Origin of the sequence: Humidesulfovibrio sp., from assembly GCF_030689645.1 — a bacterium.
In the GTDB taxonomy this organism is placed as follows: domain Bacteria; phylum Desulfobacterota; class Desulfovibrionia; order Desulfovibrionales; family Desulfovibrionaceae; genus Humidesulfovibrio.
Window position 1 is genome coordinate 138,958 of sequence record NZ_JAUYFU010000024.1, and the last position, 16,823, is coordinate 155,780.

Sequence of the window (16,823 nt, forward strand, 5' to 3'; positions counted from 1 at the left end):
CGCAGCCAACTAAAGGGGTCTGGAGCCTCGTGTGCTTCCTGGGCGTGTGTGCTGGCAGGCGACGATTCGCCCGCCGGTTTGATTCGCGCGGGCAGGGGCCGGTTGCGCCGACCCCCGCCCGTGCGGGCTGAATTCTTACTTACGAAGGCCCAGGCGCTCGATGAGTTCACGGTAGCGCTGAACGTTGGTGTTCTTCAGGTAGTTGAGCAACTTGCGGCGCTGTCCGACGAGCTTGAGCAGGCCGGTCTTGGAGTGGAAGTCCTTCTTGTGCACTTTGAAGTGCTCAGTCAGGTAGGTGATGCGCTCGGTAAGCAGCGCCACCTGGACTTCAGGAGAACCGGTGTCTCCCTCTTTGCGCTTGAAATTGTCAATGACCTGGGACTTTCCTTCTGGCGTCATAACCACAGCAGTATCCTCCTCGTCTGGAACCCTGGCAGTGCAGAGTCAGACAGTTGTGCCGGTGAGCTCCCCGTTCAGGTGGTGGCGGCGGCGTCCATCCACAATCCACGCAGAATCGTCCAGCGCAAGCTGCCGTCCTTGGCCTGTGCCTCCGCCAGCGCAACCGGTTCGCCCGTTTCATCGACCAGCATGACCTGCTCGCCGGGTTTCCCCAGGAGCTCGGCGCCGCTTGGTCCGCCCACCGGCAGCCAGGCCCCGTTTTTCACGAGGGCGGCCAGGGTGGGGGAAAGGACGATGGTGCGCCAATGCGGGAGCATCTTCGCCAGCGGAACGACCCGCTCGGCAAAGAGCTCCGGCTCGCCAAGAACCGCATCCAGGCTGTACGAGACGTCAAGCCCATAGGGCTCGCACGCCTCCCGCGTGAGCTGCGCAAGCGCCGCTCCGCACCCGAGCCGAATCCCCAAGCTGTGGACCAGGGAGCGAATGTACGTGCCAGCCAGGCAACGTACCCTGAACCGTGCAAAGGGGAGCTCGATCTCCAGCGGTTCGACCTCATATACCTCGATACGCTTCTCCTTGACCGGCACCGCCTCGCCCTTTCGGGCGAGTTCGTAGAGGGGCGTGCCCTCGTGCTTGGCCGCGGAGTATGCAGGCACTTCCTGTTCCGTGAGGTCCTTCCAGGACAGGATGGCCGCCCGCACATCTTCTTGCGAAATATTGCCCAGCCCCTTTTCCTCCACAACCTTGCCTTCCATGTCGAAGGTGTCGGTGGAGAGTCCCAGGCGCATCATGCCGGTGTAGACCTTGGCGCCGCTGGTGAGGTATCCAGCCAGTTTGGTGCCCTGGCCGAGCAGCACGAGAAGCACTCCCTGGGCGAGGGGGTCCAGGGTTCCGGCGTGGCCGATCTTGCCCTGGCCGAGGCCGTGCTTGATGCTGTTCAGGCAGCCGGCGCTTGTGGGGCCGCTGGGTTTGTCCAGCACGAGCAGCCCGTCGAGCTGGCCCGCGCTTCTTTTACGCTTTCTTCCCATGCCTGTCTGCCTACACCAGTTGCAGCCCTTCGCCAAGAGCCTGAACCAGGCGCATCTTGGTCGAAAGGATGTCATCGGCTATGGTTCCGCCGGAGGCGTTTCTGTGTCCGCCGCCGCCGAAAAGGGCTGCCACAGCCTGCACATTGTCCGCGCCGGTGGAGCGCAGGCTGAACTTGTAGGTGCCGTCCGGCAGCTCGCGCAGCAATGCGGCGATGCGTGTGCCTCGCATGCGGCGCAGGAAATTCACGATCTCCTCGGTGTCAGCCGAGGTTGTGTCGGTGCGCTCCATCATGCCAATGGTCACATAGGCCACGGCCACCTTGCCGTCAAAGAACATCTCGGTGGTGGCGAAGCTTTCGCCCCAGAGCCGGAAACGGTTCACGGTCCACTGGTTGCGGATTTTGGCGTTGATCTCGCCGGGCTTCAGCCCCAGCCGTATGAGCCGCGCGCCAAGCTCCATGATCCGGGGATCAGTGTTGTCGAAGGTGAAGAAGCCCGTATCCGTGGCGATGCCCAGATAAATGGCCTCGCCAAGATGTCCGGTGAGCGGCACGCCAAGCTCATCCGCCAACTCTGCGATCATGGCGCAAACGGCGGCGTATGAATCGTCCACCCAGTTGAACTGGCCGAAATTCGGATTGCCCAGGTGGTGGTCGATGTTGGCCACGGGCCTGCTGCCCAGGATCTTGTGCAGTTCATCGCCCACGCGATTCGCCGCGCCGCAGTCCAGCACGAAAATCCAATTGCCTTCCGCACCGGAAAGGTTGGTGTGAATTGGGCCAGGCAGGGGGAGCCAGTCATACTGGGACGGTATGCCACTAGGGTTGTACAGGCAGAATTCCTTGCCCATGGCTGCAAGGATATAGCCCAGAGCAATGCTTGAGCCGATGGCGTCTCCGTCTGGATTGGCGTGTGCCGCCACCAGGAAATGGTCGCTTCTGCGGATGAGGTCAGCTATCTGCTGAACCGGGCTTGGCATAGACCATGTCCTCGAGGAAGTCGTCGTGCGTGAAGCGCAGGTCTGGCAGGGCGCGCGAGTTCATGCGCCGCGCCAAGCCGGAGCGTAGGAACCCCTTGGCCTTGTTCAGGCCCTCTAGGGCCAGCTTGCGCCGTTCCGGACCGCCGCCAACGGAAAAAGACACGAGCGCGATGCTCATGTCGGCGTTGAGCTTGCAACCGGTCAGGCTCACCAGCTCAAGACGCGGGTCCTGGACTTCTTCCAGGAGCAAGGTCGCCAGCTCCTGAAGAAACTGGTCGCCCATGCGCAGGGATCTTCTCGTGCCTGAAGCCTTCATTAAACCTCTCCGGCGCTGCTGAACACTTCCGTGTCGCAACGCACCAACTCCGCCGGGGAAATGGCTTCCACCATCGCCAGGGCTTTGGACAACCGGCTTTCAACCTTTGCGGTCTCGCCAGACACCGTCACCACCGCCAGCACCAATTTCTGGTGCGCGTCCTGGGCATCCACTTCGCTCACCGCCACGTTGAACGTGTTGCGAAGCTTCTGCTTGAGACTTTGGGCCACCTGCCGTTTCCCTTTGAGCGAGTCATTGCCGTGCAGGCGGAACTCCAAAGTCAACACGCCGATGATCATGTAAGCCTGCTTGGGGGCAATGGCAATGCCCAAAGGCATTGCCAGGCCCCGTAATTATTAATCGATGGTACGGGCGACTTCCTTGGTCTCAAAGGCCTCGATGACGTCGCCGATCTTGATATCGTTGAAGTTCTCCAGGCCAACACCGCACTCATAGCCCTTGAGGACTTCCTTGGCGTCGTCCTTGAAGCGCTTGAGGGAGCTGAGCGAACCGGTGTAGATGACCACGCCGTCGCGCAGAAGGCGAACCTTGGCCGCGCGGCTGAGCTTGCCGTCCACCACGCCGCAGCCGGCAACCATGCCGACCTTGGGCACGCTGAAGGTGTTGCGCACCTCGGCCTGACCCAGGTAAACTTCCTGGATGTCCGGGGTGAGCATGCCGCTCATGGCGTCCTTGATCTCGCCCACCAGCTTGTAGATGATGTCGTAGAAGCGGATCTCCACGTGTTCGCTGTCGGCCATGTCCTTGACCTTGGCGGTGGGGCGCACGTTGAAGCCGATGATGATGGCCTGCGAGGCCGAGGCCAGCAGGATGTCGCTCTCGGTGAGTCCGCCGGTGGCGCCATGCACCACCTGGATCTTGACCTCGTCGGTGGAGAGCTTGAGCAGCGCCTCGGTGATGGCTTCGAGGGAGCCCTGAACGTCGGCCTTGAGCACCAGGTTCAGGTTCTTGGCCTCGTTTGCGGGCTTGGACAGCAGGAAGGACTCAAGGGTGACCTTGCTCTTGCCCACGAGGTCCTTCTCGCGCTGCTTGGAGGCGCGGCTCTCGGCGATCTTGCGGGCGACCTTGTCGTCGGCCACGACCACGAACTCGTCGCCAGCCTCTGGCACCACGTCAAAGCCCTGGATCTCGACAGGAATGGCTGGGCCAGCCTGCTTGATCTTGCGGCCCTGGTCGTTGAACATGGCGCGAACCTTGCCGTGGACTGTGCCGCAGACAAAGGCGTCGCCGTTCTTCAGGGTGCCGTCCTGGATGAGCACTGTGCCCAGGGGGCCACGGCCCTTGTCCAGCTTGGCTTCCACGATATGGCCGCGGGCGGGTTTGCTCGGATTGGCCTTGAGCTCCAGCACTTCGGCCTGAAGCAGAATCATTTCAAGCAATTCATCAAGTCCAAGGCGCTGCTTGGCAGACACGTTGGCGAAGATGGTGGTGCCGCCCCATTCTTCAGGCACGAGGTCGAACTCGGCCAGCTCGCGCTTCACGCGGTCTGGGTCGGAGCCTTCCTTGTCGATCTTGTTCACGGCCACAACGATGGGCACGCCCGCCGCCTTGGCATGGTTCACGGCTTCGCGGGTCTGGTCCATGACGCCATCGTCGGCGGCCACGACCAGGACGACGATATCCGTCACCTGAGCGCCGCGGGCGCGCATGGTGGTGAAGGCTTCGTGGCCCGGGGTGTCGAGGAACACGACTTCGCCGCGGTTGGTGGCAACGTGGTACGCGCCGATGTGCTGCGTGATGCCGCCTGCCTCGCCCGAGGCGATGCTGGTTTTGCGAATGGCATCGAGAAGCGAGGTCTTGCCGTGGTCGACGTGGCCCATGATGGTGACGACGGGAGGCCGGGCCTTGAGGTCGTCGGGGCTGTCTGCCGGGGCGGCGGCCAGGAATTCCTGCTCGTCAAAGGAGACGTTCTCCACCTCATGCCCGAACTCGCTCGCCAGCAGGGTGGCGGTGTCCATGTCCAGGGCCTGGTTGATGGTGGCCATGACGCCCATGCCGAACAGGGCCTTGATGATGGCCTGGGACTTGACGCCCATCTGGTGCGCCAGGTCGGAGAGGCGGATGTGCTCGTCGATGCGGATCTTGCGCTTGCCGACGGGCTTCACCTCTTCGCGCTGCTCCATGCCGCCGCGATGCTTCTTGCGGCGGTTGTTGGACTTGAGGCGCATGGGGGCGTCGCCGTCCTCGGAAACTATGGGCGCTGGGGCAAAGGACGGCTTCTTCTTGGCAGCCGCCGCTCCGGCCTTGCGGCGATCTTCCTCGGTTGTTCCGCTGGGAAACTCCACCACGCGGTGGGTTCTTCTGCGGCTGCGATCCTCGCCTTCCTTGGGGGGCACTGCGGGAGCAGCACCTGCGCCGGGACGCATGGCGGGGCCTCCAGCCGGGGCTGAAGACGGGCGCTGGGCGTAACCGCCGCCGCCGGGACGCGGGGCGCCGCCGGGAACGGGCGGACGCTGGGCGTAGCCGCCGCCGCCTCCACCGCCGCCAGCATATCCGCCGCCGCCAGCGTAGCCGCCGGGGGCAGCGCTGTTCGGACGCGGAGTATAGGGGCGAGCGCCACCCTCATGATGGGTGGCGGAGAATTCTGGACGTCTGGGCTGGCTGGGGGCCGGAGGCGGCGTGCTGCCGGGCTCGGGGCGCGAGATGACGCGCACCTGGGGAGCTGCCGGCACGATGACCTCGCGCTTTGGCTTGCGCTTTGGCTCTTCAGCCTTGTCCGCCGCAGGTGCGCCAGCCTGAACTTGAGAAGCTGGGACCGATACGGCTGCAGCTTCCGTAGTGGCAAGCGGCGCATCGGCTTTAGCCTCAGTCGGTTGGGCGGCTGCGTCGGTGACAGGCGCCGTCTCGACAATGGGCGCAGCTTCAGACACGGTCACGGGGTCGCTGATGATCCGGACCTGGGGCTGTGCGGCTGGGGCCACCTTGGAATCTGCCCCGGGGGCCTCGGGCTTGGCCTCGACAGCTTCGACCTCGACAGCCTTGGTCTCAACAACCTTGGCTTCGGGCTTGGCTTCGGGTTCGGCGGGAGCCACGGCAGCGGTATCCTGCCTGTGAATGATGCGCGCTGGGCGGTCTGCCACGGGCTCGGCGGGACGGCTCACGACCTTGGCGGTGTCGCGCTGCTCGGCCTCGGGTGCCTTGGTTTTGCGTTCCACTGCAGAGGTCTCGCTGGCAGCGGCAGAAGCCTGGGCAACTGGCTCCTGAGCATGCTCAGTGGCCGACGCTGGTTCCAGGGCAACGGGAGACTCGGTCTCGGTCTTAATGAGCTCCTCGTGGTGCTCTTCAGAGCCGGGCTTGGCCTTGCGGCTGCGCACAATGACGCCAGGCTGCACCTCGCGGCGCACGACCTCCGTCTGTGCGGAAGGCGTTCCGCGCAGCGACTGCCTGAGTCGGTCGGCCTCGTCATCCTCGAGCGTGCTCGAAAAGCTTCTGACCTGGATATCCATATCCCGCAGATGCTGCAGGATCTCCTTGTGACCGATGCCAAGTTCGGTCGCCAGGTCCTTCACCTTGAGCTTTGTCACCATTCACGTATCCCCTTGTTAGCGCTTCTTCCGCCGGTCCCGGTAGCGGAGAAATCTCTCGCGGCATTCGGCCTGGCCGCACACGTAAAGCCCTCTGCCGGGCATTATGCCTTTGGGGTCGGGCACAAACCCTTCCCCTCTCTCGCTTTCGCCCCGGACATGCCGGAGCATCTCGGCCTTTGCCAGCCGCCGTCTGCAGATGCAGCACATGCGGACAGGCCCCGCGCCTTGTGGCTGGCCGTTATCGGTCATGGCCGCAGTTACTCGGCCGTCTCCGCATCGTCGGCGGGCGTGGGGGCCAAGCCAAGGATGTTGATGGCGGCGCGCATGTCGCGGATTTTTTCCGGTGTCATGCCTTCCACCTTGAGCAACTGCTCTTCGGTGGCGTTCACCAGCTGGACAGTAGTGTCTAGTCCGGCGGAAATAAAGGCGTCCATGCCCACCTCGGCCACGCTGGCCAGCTGGTCCATGCCCTTCTTGTCGGCATTCAGCTCTCCGTAGCGGCTCTCGGTGAAGATGTCGATCTTCCAGCCGAGGAGCTGCGCGGCCAGCTTGACGTTCTGTCCCTTGCGGCCAATGGCCAGGGTGAGCTGGTCGTCGGGCACAACGACTTCAAGAGTCTTCTCGTCGTCATCCACCATAATGCGGCTGATGACGGCGGGGGACAGGGCGTTCTGGGCATAGACGGCGATGTCCGGGCTCCAGACCACGATGTCGATGCGTTCGCCCTTGAGCTCCTGCACGATGTTCTGGATGCGAGAGCCGCGGATGCCCACGCAGGCGCCGACCGGATCCACGTCGCGGTCGCGGGAGGTGACGGCCACCTTGGCGCGCAGGCCGGAATCGCGGGCGACGCCCATGATTTTGACCGTGCCGTCGTAAACCTCGGGCACTTCGCGGGCGAAAAGGGCGCCCATGTAATCCGGGTGGGAGCGGGAGACCACGATCTGCGGTCCGCGGGACTCCTTCTGGACTTCGATGATGTATGCCTGGATGCGGTCGCCGCGCTTGTAGCGCTCGCGGGCGATCTGCTCCTCTTTGGGGAGCAGGGCCTCGGTGCGGCCCAGGTTGATGATCCAGCCGGTGCGATCACGGCGCTGAACGATGCCGGAGACGATCTCGCCCTTGCGCTCGCGGTATTCCTCGTAGATGATCTCCTGCTCCGCATCACGCATGCGCTGGATTATGACCTGCTTGGCGCTCTGCGCGGCGATGCGGCCAAGATCCTCGATCCTGACCTTGAAGCCCATCTCGTCGTTGAGTGAGATGTTGGGGTCGTGCTCGCGCGCTTCTTCAAGGGTGATCTCGCTGACGGGGTCGTTGATCTCGCTGACCACGACCTTGAACTGATAGACCTGGATTTCGCCCAGTTCCTCGTTGAAATTCACTTCGATGTCCATCTGCTCGCCGTATTTGCGCGCAACGGAAGACCTGACAGCCTCTTCCAAGGTGTCGATGAGCAGGTCACGGTCAATGCCGCGATCTTTGCTGATCTGGTCAATAGCCTTCTTCAATTCCGAACTCATGGCGCTCCCTCCGGTGCCGCCGGTGCCGTGTTCACGGCGCTCCCGGCGCGAGATTCTGCGTCCTTGCAACCAATAGGGGCCGACTGGTGCGGCCTGCCTTACGGGGCCGACAAGCGGCCCGTCCAAAAAACAGTTCAGTCCGGCGGGGCTTAAGAGCCCTTGATGCCGGTGTCGGGAAATTCATGCACCAAGTGGGCGCTCTTCAGGCGGTCAAAGGCCACGCGGGTGACCTGGCCAGCCTCGTCGATGAGGATGTCGTCGCCCTCCACCGCAGCAAGCTTGCCCCGCAGGTGTCTGCGGTTATCCTGAGGTTCGTGAAGCCGCGCGTCCACCACGCGGTCCAGGTATGCGGCCATCTGCGCGGCGGAGAAAAAGCGCCGCTCCAGGCCGGGAGAGGAGACCTCAAGCACATAGGCTCCAGGCAGCAGGTCCTCGGCGTCGAACACCGCGCCCAGGCTGCGGCTGGCTTTGGCGCAGGCGGCGATGCTGACGCCGTCTTCAGCATCAATATAGATGCGCACCACCATGCGGCTGCCAGCCGAGGCGAATTCCACGCCCCAGAGCTGGACGCCCAAAGGTTCCAAGGCCGGGGTTATATGCCCGGCAAGCCGTTCGATCAGGGGTGAGCGTGTCATTATTAAACCGTCTTTGCTTGCGGTTCCAGTACAAATAAAAAAAAAGTGGACCAAAAGGCCCACCATATCTCGGGAACCGGCGAGGTACAGGCGGTCGTATCCTTGAGGCCTTGGAGCGGGTGACGAGGATCGAACTCGCAACACCGAGCTTGGGAAGCTCGTACTCTACCATTGAGCTACACCCGCCCGCACGGCCTATCTAGTCGGGCCTATCTATGTTGTCAACGAAAATCCCGGTTTTGGCTAGCAGTTTGTTTGGTGGCCGTTAACGGTCAGTTGAACTTGGTTCCGCGCCTCCCGGCGGGGCTGAAGCCGGGTGATTGCGAGTGCTGGCTGGCGCAGTCCTTGCAACGGTGTTCGCAGACCAGGAGGGTCCCATGCGCGAAAGTATGTACAGCGCGCTCTTCGGAGCCATGTCGAACGAGGTTCGCCTCAACTCTATCTCCAACAATTTGGCGAATGTAAATACTACCGGCTTCAAGAAAGAGGCGTACGCCTTCCATGACACCTTTCAGCGTTTCGCCCACGATTATTTGACGGATGACAGGACGAGCCTCCGGGGGCAGGAGATTTGGCCGCGCGCGTATGTGCAAGCACGACCAAGGCTTTCTGGTCAGTATTTCGACCAGAGCCAAGGCAGCACGCAGGTGACTGGCAACCCGCTTGATGTGGCTCTGGTGGGAAAAGGCTACCTCAAGGTCCGCACCCCGGAAGGGGACAGGATGACGCGAAGCGGCAGTTTTCAGCTGGCGAGCGACGGGCGCCTCATCACTGAACAGGGGTTTGAGGTTCTGGGGGATGGCGGAACGGCCATTACGCTTCCGCGCGACAACAAGATAACCATTGACGCCAAAGGCCGCATCACTGCGGATGGCGTTCAGATAAGTATACTTGATATGGTTGATGTTTCTGATCCCAAGGCTCTGGAGCCGCAGGGCAAGAACTTGTTCAGCATCAAAAAAGGCAGCAGGGCCACGGAGATTCCCCCAGAGGATCTTTCCGTGCAGCAGGGCTACTTGGAAAAGTCAAATGTAGAGATCGTGACCGAGATGGTGAACATGATGGAGGCCCAGCGGGCCTTTGAAATAAACCAGAAGATCATGACCACAACGGACAGCATGGAGTCCCTCGTCATCAACAAGGTCGGCCAGATCAGCTAGGCCGTAAGCACTTAGGAGGATCCGCCACATGATGCGCTCTCTTTGGACCGCCGCAACCGGCATGGTCGCCCAGCAGACGAACATCGACGTCATTTCGAACAACTTGGCCAACGTGAACACCACGTCCTTCAAGAAAAGCCGCGCCGAGTTCGAGGATCTGATGTACCAGACCCTCACAGTGGCAGGCACCTTGAACGAGGGCGGCAACCGTTTGCCCACGGGCTTCCAGGTCGGCATGGGCGTGCGCCCGGTGACCGTGCACAAGTTCTTTTCCCAGGGCAGTTTTCAGAACACCGGCAACACGCTGGACGTGGCCATCGAAGGCCAGGGCTTCTTCAAGCTCAACCAGGACGGCAACGACGTTTACACCCGTGCAGGCAATTTCAAGCCCGACAACAACGGGCGCCTGGTGAACTCCAATGGCTACCCCCTGCAGCCGGAGTTCACCATTCCTAATACCGCCACCACCGTCACCATAACGGAAAAGGGGCGCATCTCGGCTCTGGACGCCAACGGGCAGGAGCTCGCCGGAGCGGATATTCCGATCTATAACTTCGTGAACCCCGCTGGCCTGAAGGCCATGGGCCGCAATCTTTACGTCGAAACAGACGGCAGCGGCGCCGCCACCCAGGGCACCCCCGGCGACACCAACTTCGGCACCTTGGCCCAGGGCTACCTGGAGACTTCAAACGTCGAGATGGTAGACGAAATGGTTGGTCTCATCATCGGCCAGCGCGCCTACGAGGTGAACTCCAAGGCCATGACCACCAGCGACACCATCCTGCAGACCGCCATCAACGTGAAGCGCTAGGCTTGACCGGAGGAGACGCGGAGATGAAGCGCATTCGAACCGCCGCAAAGCTTGAACGGGCCATGCGATGCCTTTTGGCCTCGGCCCTGGCGGCGCTTTGTCTGCTTGTTCTGGCCGCTCCGGCGTATGCCGTGGAGATGCGCCAGGGCTGGTGGCTTCAAATCAAAGGCGCGGCCTGCGTTCAGGGGCCGAAGGTGCTCCTGGGCGACATCGCCTTGCCGCAGGGCGACATGCCTGCCAGCCTTTGGAAAGAAATGTCCGTGCGGCCTTTGTGGAACGCGCCAGATCGTGCGGGCCATCAGACTGCCCTCTCGCGTGAGCGGCTTCAGTCGCTGCTGCGCTTCCACGCGGAGGACCTGCTCGGGGCCTGCGCATTTCCGGCCCAGATCATCGTGCAGCGCGGCGGGTCTGTCGTCGACGGCCCGGAGATAGAAAAGCGCGTCGTCGGATTTTTGACAAAGCATGGCCCAGCCTTCGGCGGCGAGTTGGAAATCAAGGATATGCATGCCCCGGACGCCATTTTTCTGGGCAGCGAACGCGACCGGTTGGAGATTCAGGCCTCCAGCCCCATACGGGCTGGCCGCATCAACATGCTGCTTGAGGTCAAGAGCAGCGACGGCAAGGTGCAGCGGCGCTATGCCGCATCCGCCTTTGCCAACGTGTGGAAGACCGTGCCCTGCGCAACGCGCCCCATGAACCGCCTGGAGCAGGTGAACCTGGTCAACGTGCAGTTCAAGCGCAAGAACCTGGCATACAACGAGAACGCCTGGGACGGCACCGGCGGGCCTTGGCGCATGGTCAGAAGCGTTGGCGTGGATCAGGTCATCCGCATGACTGACCTTGAGCCAGTCCCGGTCATCGCCAAGGGCGACAAGATCAACCTCGTCTTTGAGGGCGAGAACCTGCGCTTGAACGTGAAGGTCGAGGCTCTGGCCGATGGCGGCATAGGCCAGTCCATCCAGGTCCGCAATTTGCAAAGCAACAGAAAGATACTGGCCACAGTCCAGGACGCCGCCACTGTTGTGGTGCGTTAAGGTCCGAAGGCCCGTTTAAACTCAGAGGTTATGATCATGAATGCACGTATTCCCGCCCTGGTGCTGTTTACGCTGCTGGTTGGCTGCGCAGCGGAGAAGCGGCCCATGCCTGAGCCGATTTTGTCCCAGCTGAACAACATTGAGCCCGAGCCTGTGAACAACCCCGCTTCGCTTTACGAGGCGGGGCAGTCGGAATTTCTTTTCGACGATAACAGGGCCAACAGGGTGGGCGATATCGTCATGGTCACCGTAACCGAGACCACCACCGGCAAGCACAAGGCCGACACCACCGCCACCAAGAGTAATACGAACGCCTACGGGATTAGCATCGTGCCCAAGACAGGGATCTACGGCACCTTGAGCGATATTGTCCCAGGGGGCAAGGTCGGAAACGATCCTGCCATCGCCACCAACAGCGCAAGTTCGTTCAAGAGCACGGGCGAGACCAAGCAGGAGTCGAATCTGACGGCCATCGTGGCAACTCGTGTCATCCGCATTCTGCCGGGCAAGGTCATGCAGGTGGAGGGCGCGCGCCAGATCCGCATCAACGACGAAACACAAATTTTGGTGGTGCGCGGTCTTTTGCGCCAGCGCGACATCGACTCCAAGAACACTGCGCCGTCCTCGGCCCTGGCAGACGCCCGCATTGAGGTTTACGGCCAGGGCGCGCTTTCGGACAAGCAGCGCGCGGGCTGGATGTCCAGGGTCATCGACAACGTCTGGCCGTTCTAGACCCACCTGAGGAGGTCCCCATGCAGCGCATCAACTCATATAATGACAGGTTCCGCCGCGAACGCTTGCGCACACTGGGCGTGATCCTTCTGTGCCTCATGTTCATGATTCTGGCCGGAGTGGCTCCGGCGAACGCGGTGCGCCTGAAGGACATCGCCAGCTTCAGCGGCGTGCGCAACAATGAACTGGTTGGCTACGGGCTGGTTGTCGGACTCTCTGGAACGGGCGACGGCACCACCTCGGAGTTTACGATCCGTTCCCTGACCAACATGTTGGAGAAGATGGGCGTCTCGGTCAATCCGGCGACGCTTAAGCCCAAGAACACCGCCGCCGTCATGGTTACAGCGCGCATGCCGTCCTCGGCCCGGCCCGGATCGCCTCTTGACGTCACCATCTCATCCATGGGCGACGCCAAGAGTTTGCTGGGCGGCGTGCTTCTGGTGACGCCCCTGCGCGGCCTGGATGGCCGCGTGTACGCGGTGGCCCAAGGCTCCCTGACTCTTGGAGGCTACTCGGCCGAAGGGCAGGCCGCCACGGCCCAGAAGAACATCACCACCGTGGCGCGCATACCAAACGGCGCAACCATTGAGCGCGAAGTGCCCTTCCAGTTCAACAAGCAGGAGGGCCTGACCATCAATCTGTCCGGCACCCCGGATTTCGGCACCGCCATGCAGGTGGTGGGGCGCATCAACTCCGCCATTGGCGGCAACTACGCCAAGGCCATGGACGGCGCCACCATCCAGATGAATATTCCTCCGAAGTTTCAGAACAACATCGTTCCGCTCATGGCGTCCCTTGAGAACCTGGACATCTCGCCCGACTCCCGCGCCCGCGTGGTGGTGGATGAGAAGACCGGAACCGTGGTGCTGGGCGGCTACGTGCGCTTGACCAAGGTGGCCGTGGCCCATGGCAACCTGCAGATCGTGGTTTCCGAGACGCCCAATGTGAGCCAGCCCGGACCGTTCTCCCAGGGGCAGACCGTAACCACCCCGCAGAGCAATGTGAAGGTGAAGGAGCAGAACAACCGTCTGCTGCTCATGGAGGGCGCGACCCTGCAGGAGCTTGTGGACGGTCTGAACTCCGTGGGCGCAACCCCGCGCGATCTCATCTCCATCCTGCGCACCCTTAAGAGCGCTGGCTCGCTCCATGCGGACCTGGAGGTCATTTAGCCATGGCCGACTTCATCGCTCCTCAGGACGCCTCCCTTGCGGCCAAGAAGGCCCAGGACAGCGAACTTGTTGCGCTCAAGCAACAGATGGACCGCCTGAAGGGCGATCTGGCTCCTGCTCCGGGGGCCAAGCAGAAGCTGCGCAAGGCCTGCACGGATTTCGAGGCCGTGTTCATCAGCAAGCTCTGGGAGCAGATGCGCGCCACCATCCCGAAGGGCGGAATGTTGAAGTCGCCCCAGGAAGACATGTACCGCGCCATGTTCGACCGCGAGTTCACGGAAAAGATGGCGCAGGACGGCGGCATAGGTCTGGGCGACATGCTCTACAACCAGTTGAAGGACAAGATAAAGGGCGGCGGCAAGACATCTGGCAAGTCCGGCGCGCAGACCCTGCTTGCCGCTCCCGATTCCGCAGCCCCCATTCAGCCTGCCCCCACGGGGGTCTTGCCGGACAAGCCGGAGTTCAAGGTTCCCAGGCGCAACGGGGTAACTGCTTCGCAAACTTCAAGCGTGCCCGCTCCGTCCACGGTTCCCCATGTGGCGGCGGCAACCCCAAAGCCTCCCGCCTCAGTGCCTGGCGCCGTAATGGCGGACGTGGAGGCTTTGGCGCAGCGCATCGAAGCCGCATACGACCGCCGTCAGGCCGAGACCGCCGGACAGGCGGCACAGGCTACAGTTCCGTCCCAGGACCAGAACCAGGGCCAGGCGGCCCGATACGGGCGGAGCTCCGGCTCAAGCTCCCTCACCACTGGCCGCAGATTTGCAACCATCGGGTAGGGCGGCGCTCCATGTGAGCCGGTTCAGAAGCGTTTGTGTGTGCAAGTTTCTTAGATGATGAAGTTTTTTTCGGCATTCACGAGGCCGTGAGCAGGAGGGTGAGGCGATGATCAAGAACATTCAGGAAAATTTGACCCGGCAAATCCGTGCGCTGGAACTCCTGTCCTCACTTTTGGAAGAAGAATTTGCCGACCTGTGCGACCGCAAGCCGCAGGACGTGAGCGTGCTTGAACTTTCCATCCAGGAGCTCATGCGCCAGATAGCCGTGGAGCGCAGGACACTGCGGGCCATGATCCAAAGAGCCTATCCGGGCAAGGTCCGTGTGCGCGAGGTTGCGCAGGAGCTGAATGCCGAGGATGCCCAAGTGCTGAGCGACCAACTGGCCGCCATGGACCGGGTAGAGCAGATTTGCGCCATCCAGGCCGACAAGAACCGCCAGCTCGCCATGGGGCTCTACGATCAGAGCCTGGATCTTCTGAAGCGCCTTCACCAGGCCATTGAGCCTGGCAAGTCGGACATGTACTCGCGCCGGGGACGTTATGCCAAGAGCATGCAGCCCCAGGTCAGCATGTTTCGCGGAGGTGTCTAAATGTCCGGCCTGACCTCCATAATGAGCACGGCGAAGAGCGGCCTCGAAGCCGCTCAAGCCGCTATCGCCGTCACCGGCCAGAACATCTCCAACGTCGACACCCAGGGCTACAGCCGCAGGTCCGTCTCTTTTGTCGAAGCCTACGTGGCGGATGGCGCAGTGGGGCAGGTGGGCTCCGGCGTTTGGGCCAATGATGTTCAGCGTTACTTCAATCAGTACGTGGAGAACCAATATTACGATCAGGCTACCCAGCGCGACCGCTGGGAGAACCTCTACACCAATCTTTCGAATACAGAGAGTTTGTTCAACGAGTCTGCCGGGTATGGTCTTTCCAACACGCTGAACAAGTTCTTCGGGTCCTGGAAGGATCTTACCCAGGCCACGGAGAACGCCAGCAGCCGCAACAGCGTTCTTGAGAGCAGCAAGACTCTCATCTCCACGCTCAATCAGATCAATTCCGACATGATCACCCAGCAGCAGTCCACCGATGCGGCCATTGTTCAGCAGGTAAGCGAGGTCAATGATCTGCTCAAGCAGATTGCGAACCTGAACAAGCAGCTCTCCACCACTGCGGCGGACAAGAACGCCTTGTTGGATTCCCGGTCCGGTCTGGTGCGCAAGCTGTCCGGCTACATGGACATCAATTACATCGACAAGGGCAGCGATAATGTCACCATCACCACCAAGGGCGGGCAGAACCTGGTGGATGGCTCCAATTACTATATTATTTCTTACGACGCCCCGCAGGCTACATCAGCCTTGACCAACGACTCGACTTTTGACGGCAAGGCGTACTTCTCCGGTTCGGACAACCAGGAGTACACCCTGGAAGTGGTGACGGCGGGCAATGTGACCAGCGGCACGGGCGCGGCCATGTTCCGCGTCTCCGTAGATGGCGGCAGGACCTGGCTCAAGAACGCGGACGGCACGGAGAAGCTGGTGGCGGCGCGCAATGAAGACAGCGCCGTGAGCGTCGGTCCCTTGTCCATCTGGTTCGGCACCAGCACGAGTTCGGACGTGGCCCCCGGCACCAGTTTCACCGTGGGCGACAAGTTCTCCATCATGCCCACGCGCGGGCTGTACTGGAACGAGAACACCTCCACCAAGGAGAACATCACTCCGTTCACGAACGCCTCCGGCACAATGGACCTCTCACGGCTCACCGGCGGCACCCTTTCCGCCCTGTGCAGCTACAAGAACGATTACCTGGGCGCCTACCGCGAGAGGCTCGACGCCCTCGCCAGCACCGTGGCCTGGGAGGTCAACCGCCTCCACAGCCAGGGAACCGGCCTGGCGAACCAGACCGAGTTGAACGGCACCTACTCTGTGCGGCATGACAACGTGGCCCTTGGCAGCAACAGCTCGGGCCTTACTTATGCAAGCAAGCTCACCTCTGGCAGCGCGTACCTCTTTGTGTATGACAAGAGCACCGGGTTGCAGGTTTCCGGCGCAGCGCTTGACTTCAGCGGCGGCGCTGGCTTGAAGCTCAACTTCGACCCGAAGACTCACACCCTTGAGGACGTGGCAGATGCGGTGAACAACAGCTATGGTGGCCGTGTCACCGCCACCATTGTCAACCACCAGTTGTCCTTAAGCGCCGCACCCGGCTACAGCTTCAATATGGGCACGGACACCACGGGCCTGTATGCCGCCCTGGGGTTGAACACCTACTTCACCGGCTCGCAATGCTCGAACCTGGGCATCAACACGGCAGTGTCCTCGAACCTGGACCATCTGAACGCGGGCCACGTGAACGGGGCAGGGCAGGCCAACAAGGGCGACGGCACAACGGCCACGGCCATTTCGAATCTTCTGGACAACAAGGTGTCCATCTCCACCTTGCGCAGCGGCACCGTGAACCAGAGCATCAGCGGCTATTACTCCGGTCTGGTGAGCGTCGTCGGAGCGGATACCGCCCAGTCCAAGTACAAGTACCAGTATACAAACGCCCTGGCCAAGGATCTGGACGATCAGCAGCAGGCCATCTCCGGCGTCAATATTGACGAGGAAATGACGAACCTCATCAAGTATCAGCACGCATACACCGCGGCTGCAAAGCTCATTACCACAGCGGACGAGATGATGCAGACCCTGCTGTCTCTCAAGTCCTAAAGGGGGGGAAGT

The 16,823-nt window shown here is 61.8% G+C and carries 17 protein-coding genes and 1 tRNA gene; 8 read left to right on the top strand and 10 right to left on the bottom strand.

Translation table 11 applies throughout. The annotated features are described in order from the left end of the window. Nucleotides 1–135: 135 nt before the first annotated feature. From rpsO to Q8O35_RS04030, 10 genes are all read right to left on the bottom strand, one after another. A complete protein-coding gene (rpsO, locus tag Q8O35_RS03985) occupies nucleotides 136–405 on the bottom strand; it encodes a 30S ribosomal protein S15 (protein ID WP_305570842.1) in 270 nt (89 codons plus the stop codon). A 68-nt stretch (nucleotides 406–473) separates the two neighbouring features. After that, a complete protein-coding gene (truB, locus tag Q8O35_RS03990) occupies nucleotides 474–1,427 on the bottom strand; it encodes a tRNA pseudouridine(55) synthase TruB (RefSeq protein ID WP_305570844.1) in 954 nt (317 codons plus the stop codon). 10 nt (nucleotides 1,428–1,437) lie between these two features. Further along, nucleotides 1,438–2,406: a bifunctional oligoribonuclease/PAP phosphatase NrnA gene (locus Q8O35_RS03995; protein WP_305570846.1), complete on the bottom strand. Its 969-nt coding sequence runs from the start codon at nucleotides 2,404–2,406 to the stop codon at nucleotides 1,438–1,440. After that, on the bottom strand, nucleotides 2,378–2,722 hold the full coding sequence (gene rbfA, locus Q8O35_RS04000; RefSeq protein ID WP_305570848.1) for a 30S ribosome-binding factor RbfA: 345 nt from the start codon (nucleotides 2,720–2,722) through the stop codon (nucleotides 2,378–2,380). Before rbfA ends, Q8O35_RS03995 begins: the two co-directional genes overlap by 29 nt. Further along, a complete protein-coding gene (locus tag Q8O35_RS04005; protein ID WP_305570955.1) occupies nucleotides 2,722–3,021 on the bottom strand; it encodes a DUF503 domain-containing protein in 300 nt (99 codons plus the stop codon). Before Q8O35_RS04005 ends, rbfA begins: the two co-directional genes overlap by 1 nt. 57 nt (nucleotides 3,022–3,078) lie before the next feature. Further along, a complete protein-coding gene (gene infB / locus Q8O35_RS04010; RefSeq protein ID WP_305570850.1) occupies nucleotides 3,079–6,270 on the bottom strand; it encodes a translation initiation factor IF-2 in 3,192 nt (1,063 codons plus the stop codon). A 15-nt stretch (nucleotides 6,271–6,285) separates the two neighbouring features. Next, nucleotides 6,286–6,519, bottom strand: a complete 234-nt coding sequence (locus Q8O35_RS04015; protein ID WP_371133089.1) for a YlxR family protein — start codon at nucleotides 6,517–6,519, stop codon at nucleotides 6,286–6,288. Between the two features lie 8 nt (nucleotides 6,520–6,527). Continuing rightward, nucleotides 6,528–7,793: a transcription termination factor NusA gene (gene nusA, locus Q8O35_RS04020; protein WP_305570852.1), complete on the bottom strand. Its 1,266-nt coding sequence runs from the start codon at nucleotides 7,791–7,793 to the stop codon at nucleotides 6,528–6,530. Nucleotides 7,794–7,942: 149 nt separating this feature from the next. Continuing rightward, nucleotides 7,943–8,428 (bottom strand): ribosome maturation factor RimP, encoded by a 486-nt coding sequence (rimP, locus tag Q8O35_RS04025; protein ID WP_305570854.1) that lies wholly within the window; start codon nucleotides 8,426–8,428, stop codon nucleotides 7,943–7,945. Nucleotides 8,429–8,539: 111 nt separating this feature from the next. Beyond that, nucleotides 8,540–8,614 (bottom strand) — tRNA-Gly (locus Q8O35_RS04030). A 191-nt stretch (nucleotides 8,615–8,805) separates the two neighbouring features. On the opposite strand from Q8O35_RS04030, the gene flgF reads away from it, so the two are divergent. From flgF to flgK, 8 genes are all read left to right on the top strand, one after another. After that, on the top strand, nucleotides 8,806–9,588 hold the full coding sequence (gene flgF / locus Q8O35_RS04035) for a flagellar basal-body rod protein FlgF (RefSeq protein ID WP_305570856.1): 783 nt from the start codon (nucleotides 8,806–8,808) through the stop codon (nucleotides 9,586–9,588). 28 nt (nucleotides 9,589–9,616) lie between these two features. Next, complete coding sequence (flgG, locus tag Q8O35_RS04040; RefSeq protein WP_305570858.1) at nucleotides 9,617–10,399, top strand: flagellar basal-body rod protein FlgG; 783 nt, start codon at nucleotides 9,617–9,619, stop codon at nucleotides 10,397–10,399. A gap of 23 nt (nucleotides 10,400–10,422) precedes the next feature. Continuing rightward, nucleotides 10,423–11,433 carry a flagellar basal body P-ring formation chaperone FlgA gene (gene flgA, locus Q8O35_RS04045; RefSeq protein ID WP_305570860.1) on the top strand — a complete coding sequence of 337 codons (1,011 nt, stop codon included), beginning with the start codon at nucleotides 10,423–10,425 and terminating at the stop codon, nucleotides 11,431–11,433. 36 nt (nucleotides 11,434–11,469) lie between these two features. Next, nucleotides 11,470–12,165: a flagellar basal body L-ring protein FlgH gene (locus Q8O35_RS04050; RefSeq protein ID WP_305570862.1), complete on the top strand. Its 696-nt coding sequence runs from the start codon at nucleotides 11,470–11,472 to the stop codon at nucleotides 12,163–12,165. Between the two features lie 20 nt (nucleotides 12,166–12,185). Then, nucleotides 12,186–13,334 carry a flagellar basal body P-ring protein FlgI gene (locus tag Q8O35_RS04055; RefSeq protein WP_371133090.1) on the top strand — a complete coding sequence of 383 codons (1,149 nt, stop codon included), beginning with the start codon at nucleotides 12,186–12,188 and terminating at the stop codon, nucleotides 13,332–13,334. Between the two features lie 2 nt (nucleotides 13,335–13,336). Next, nucleotides 13,337–14,110: a rod-binding protein gene (locus Q8O35_RS04060; RefSeq protein WP_305570864.1), complete on the top strand. Its 774-nt coding sequence runs from the start codon at nucleotides 13,337–13,339 to the stop codon at nucleotides 14,108–14,110. A 106-nt stretch (nucleotides 14,111–14,216) separates the two neighbouring features. Beyond that, a complete protein-coding gene (flgN, locus tag Q8O35_RS04065) occupies nucleotides 14,217–14,699 on the top strand; it encodes a flagellar export chaperone FlgN (protein WP_305570866.1) in 483 nt (160 codons plus the stop codon). After that, on the top strand, nucleotides 14,700–16,811 hold the full coding sequence (gene flgK / locus Q8O35_RS04070) for a flagellar hook-associated protein FlgK (protein WP_305570868.1): 2,112 nt from the start codon (nucleotides 14,700–14,702) through the stop codon (nucleotides 16,809–16,811). The last annotated feature ends 12 nt before the right edge of the window (nucleotides 16,812–16,823 follow it).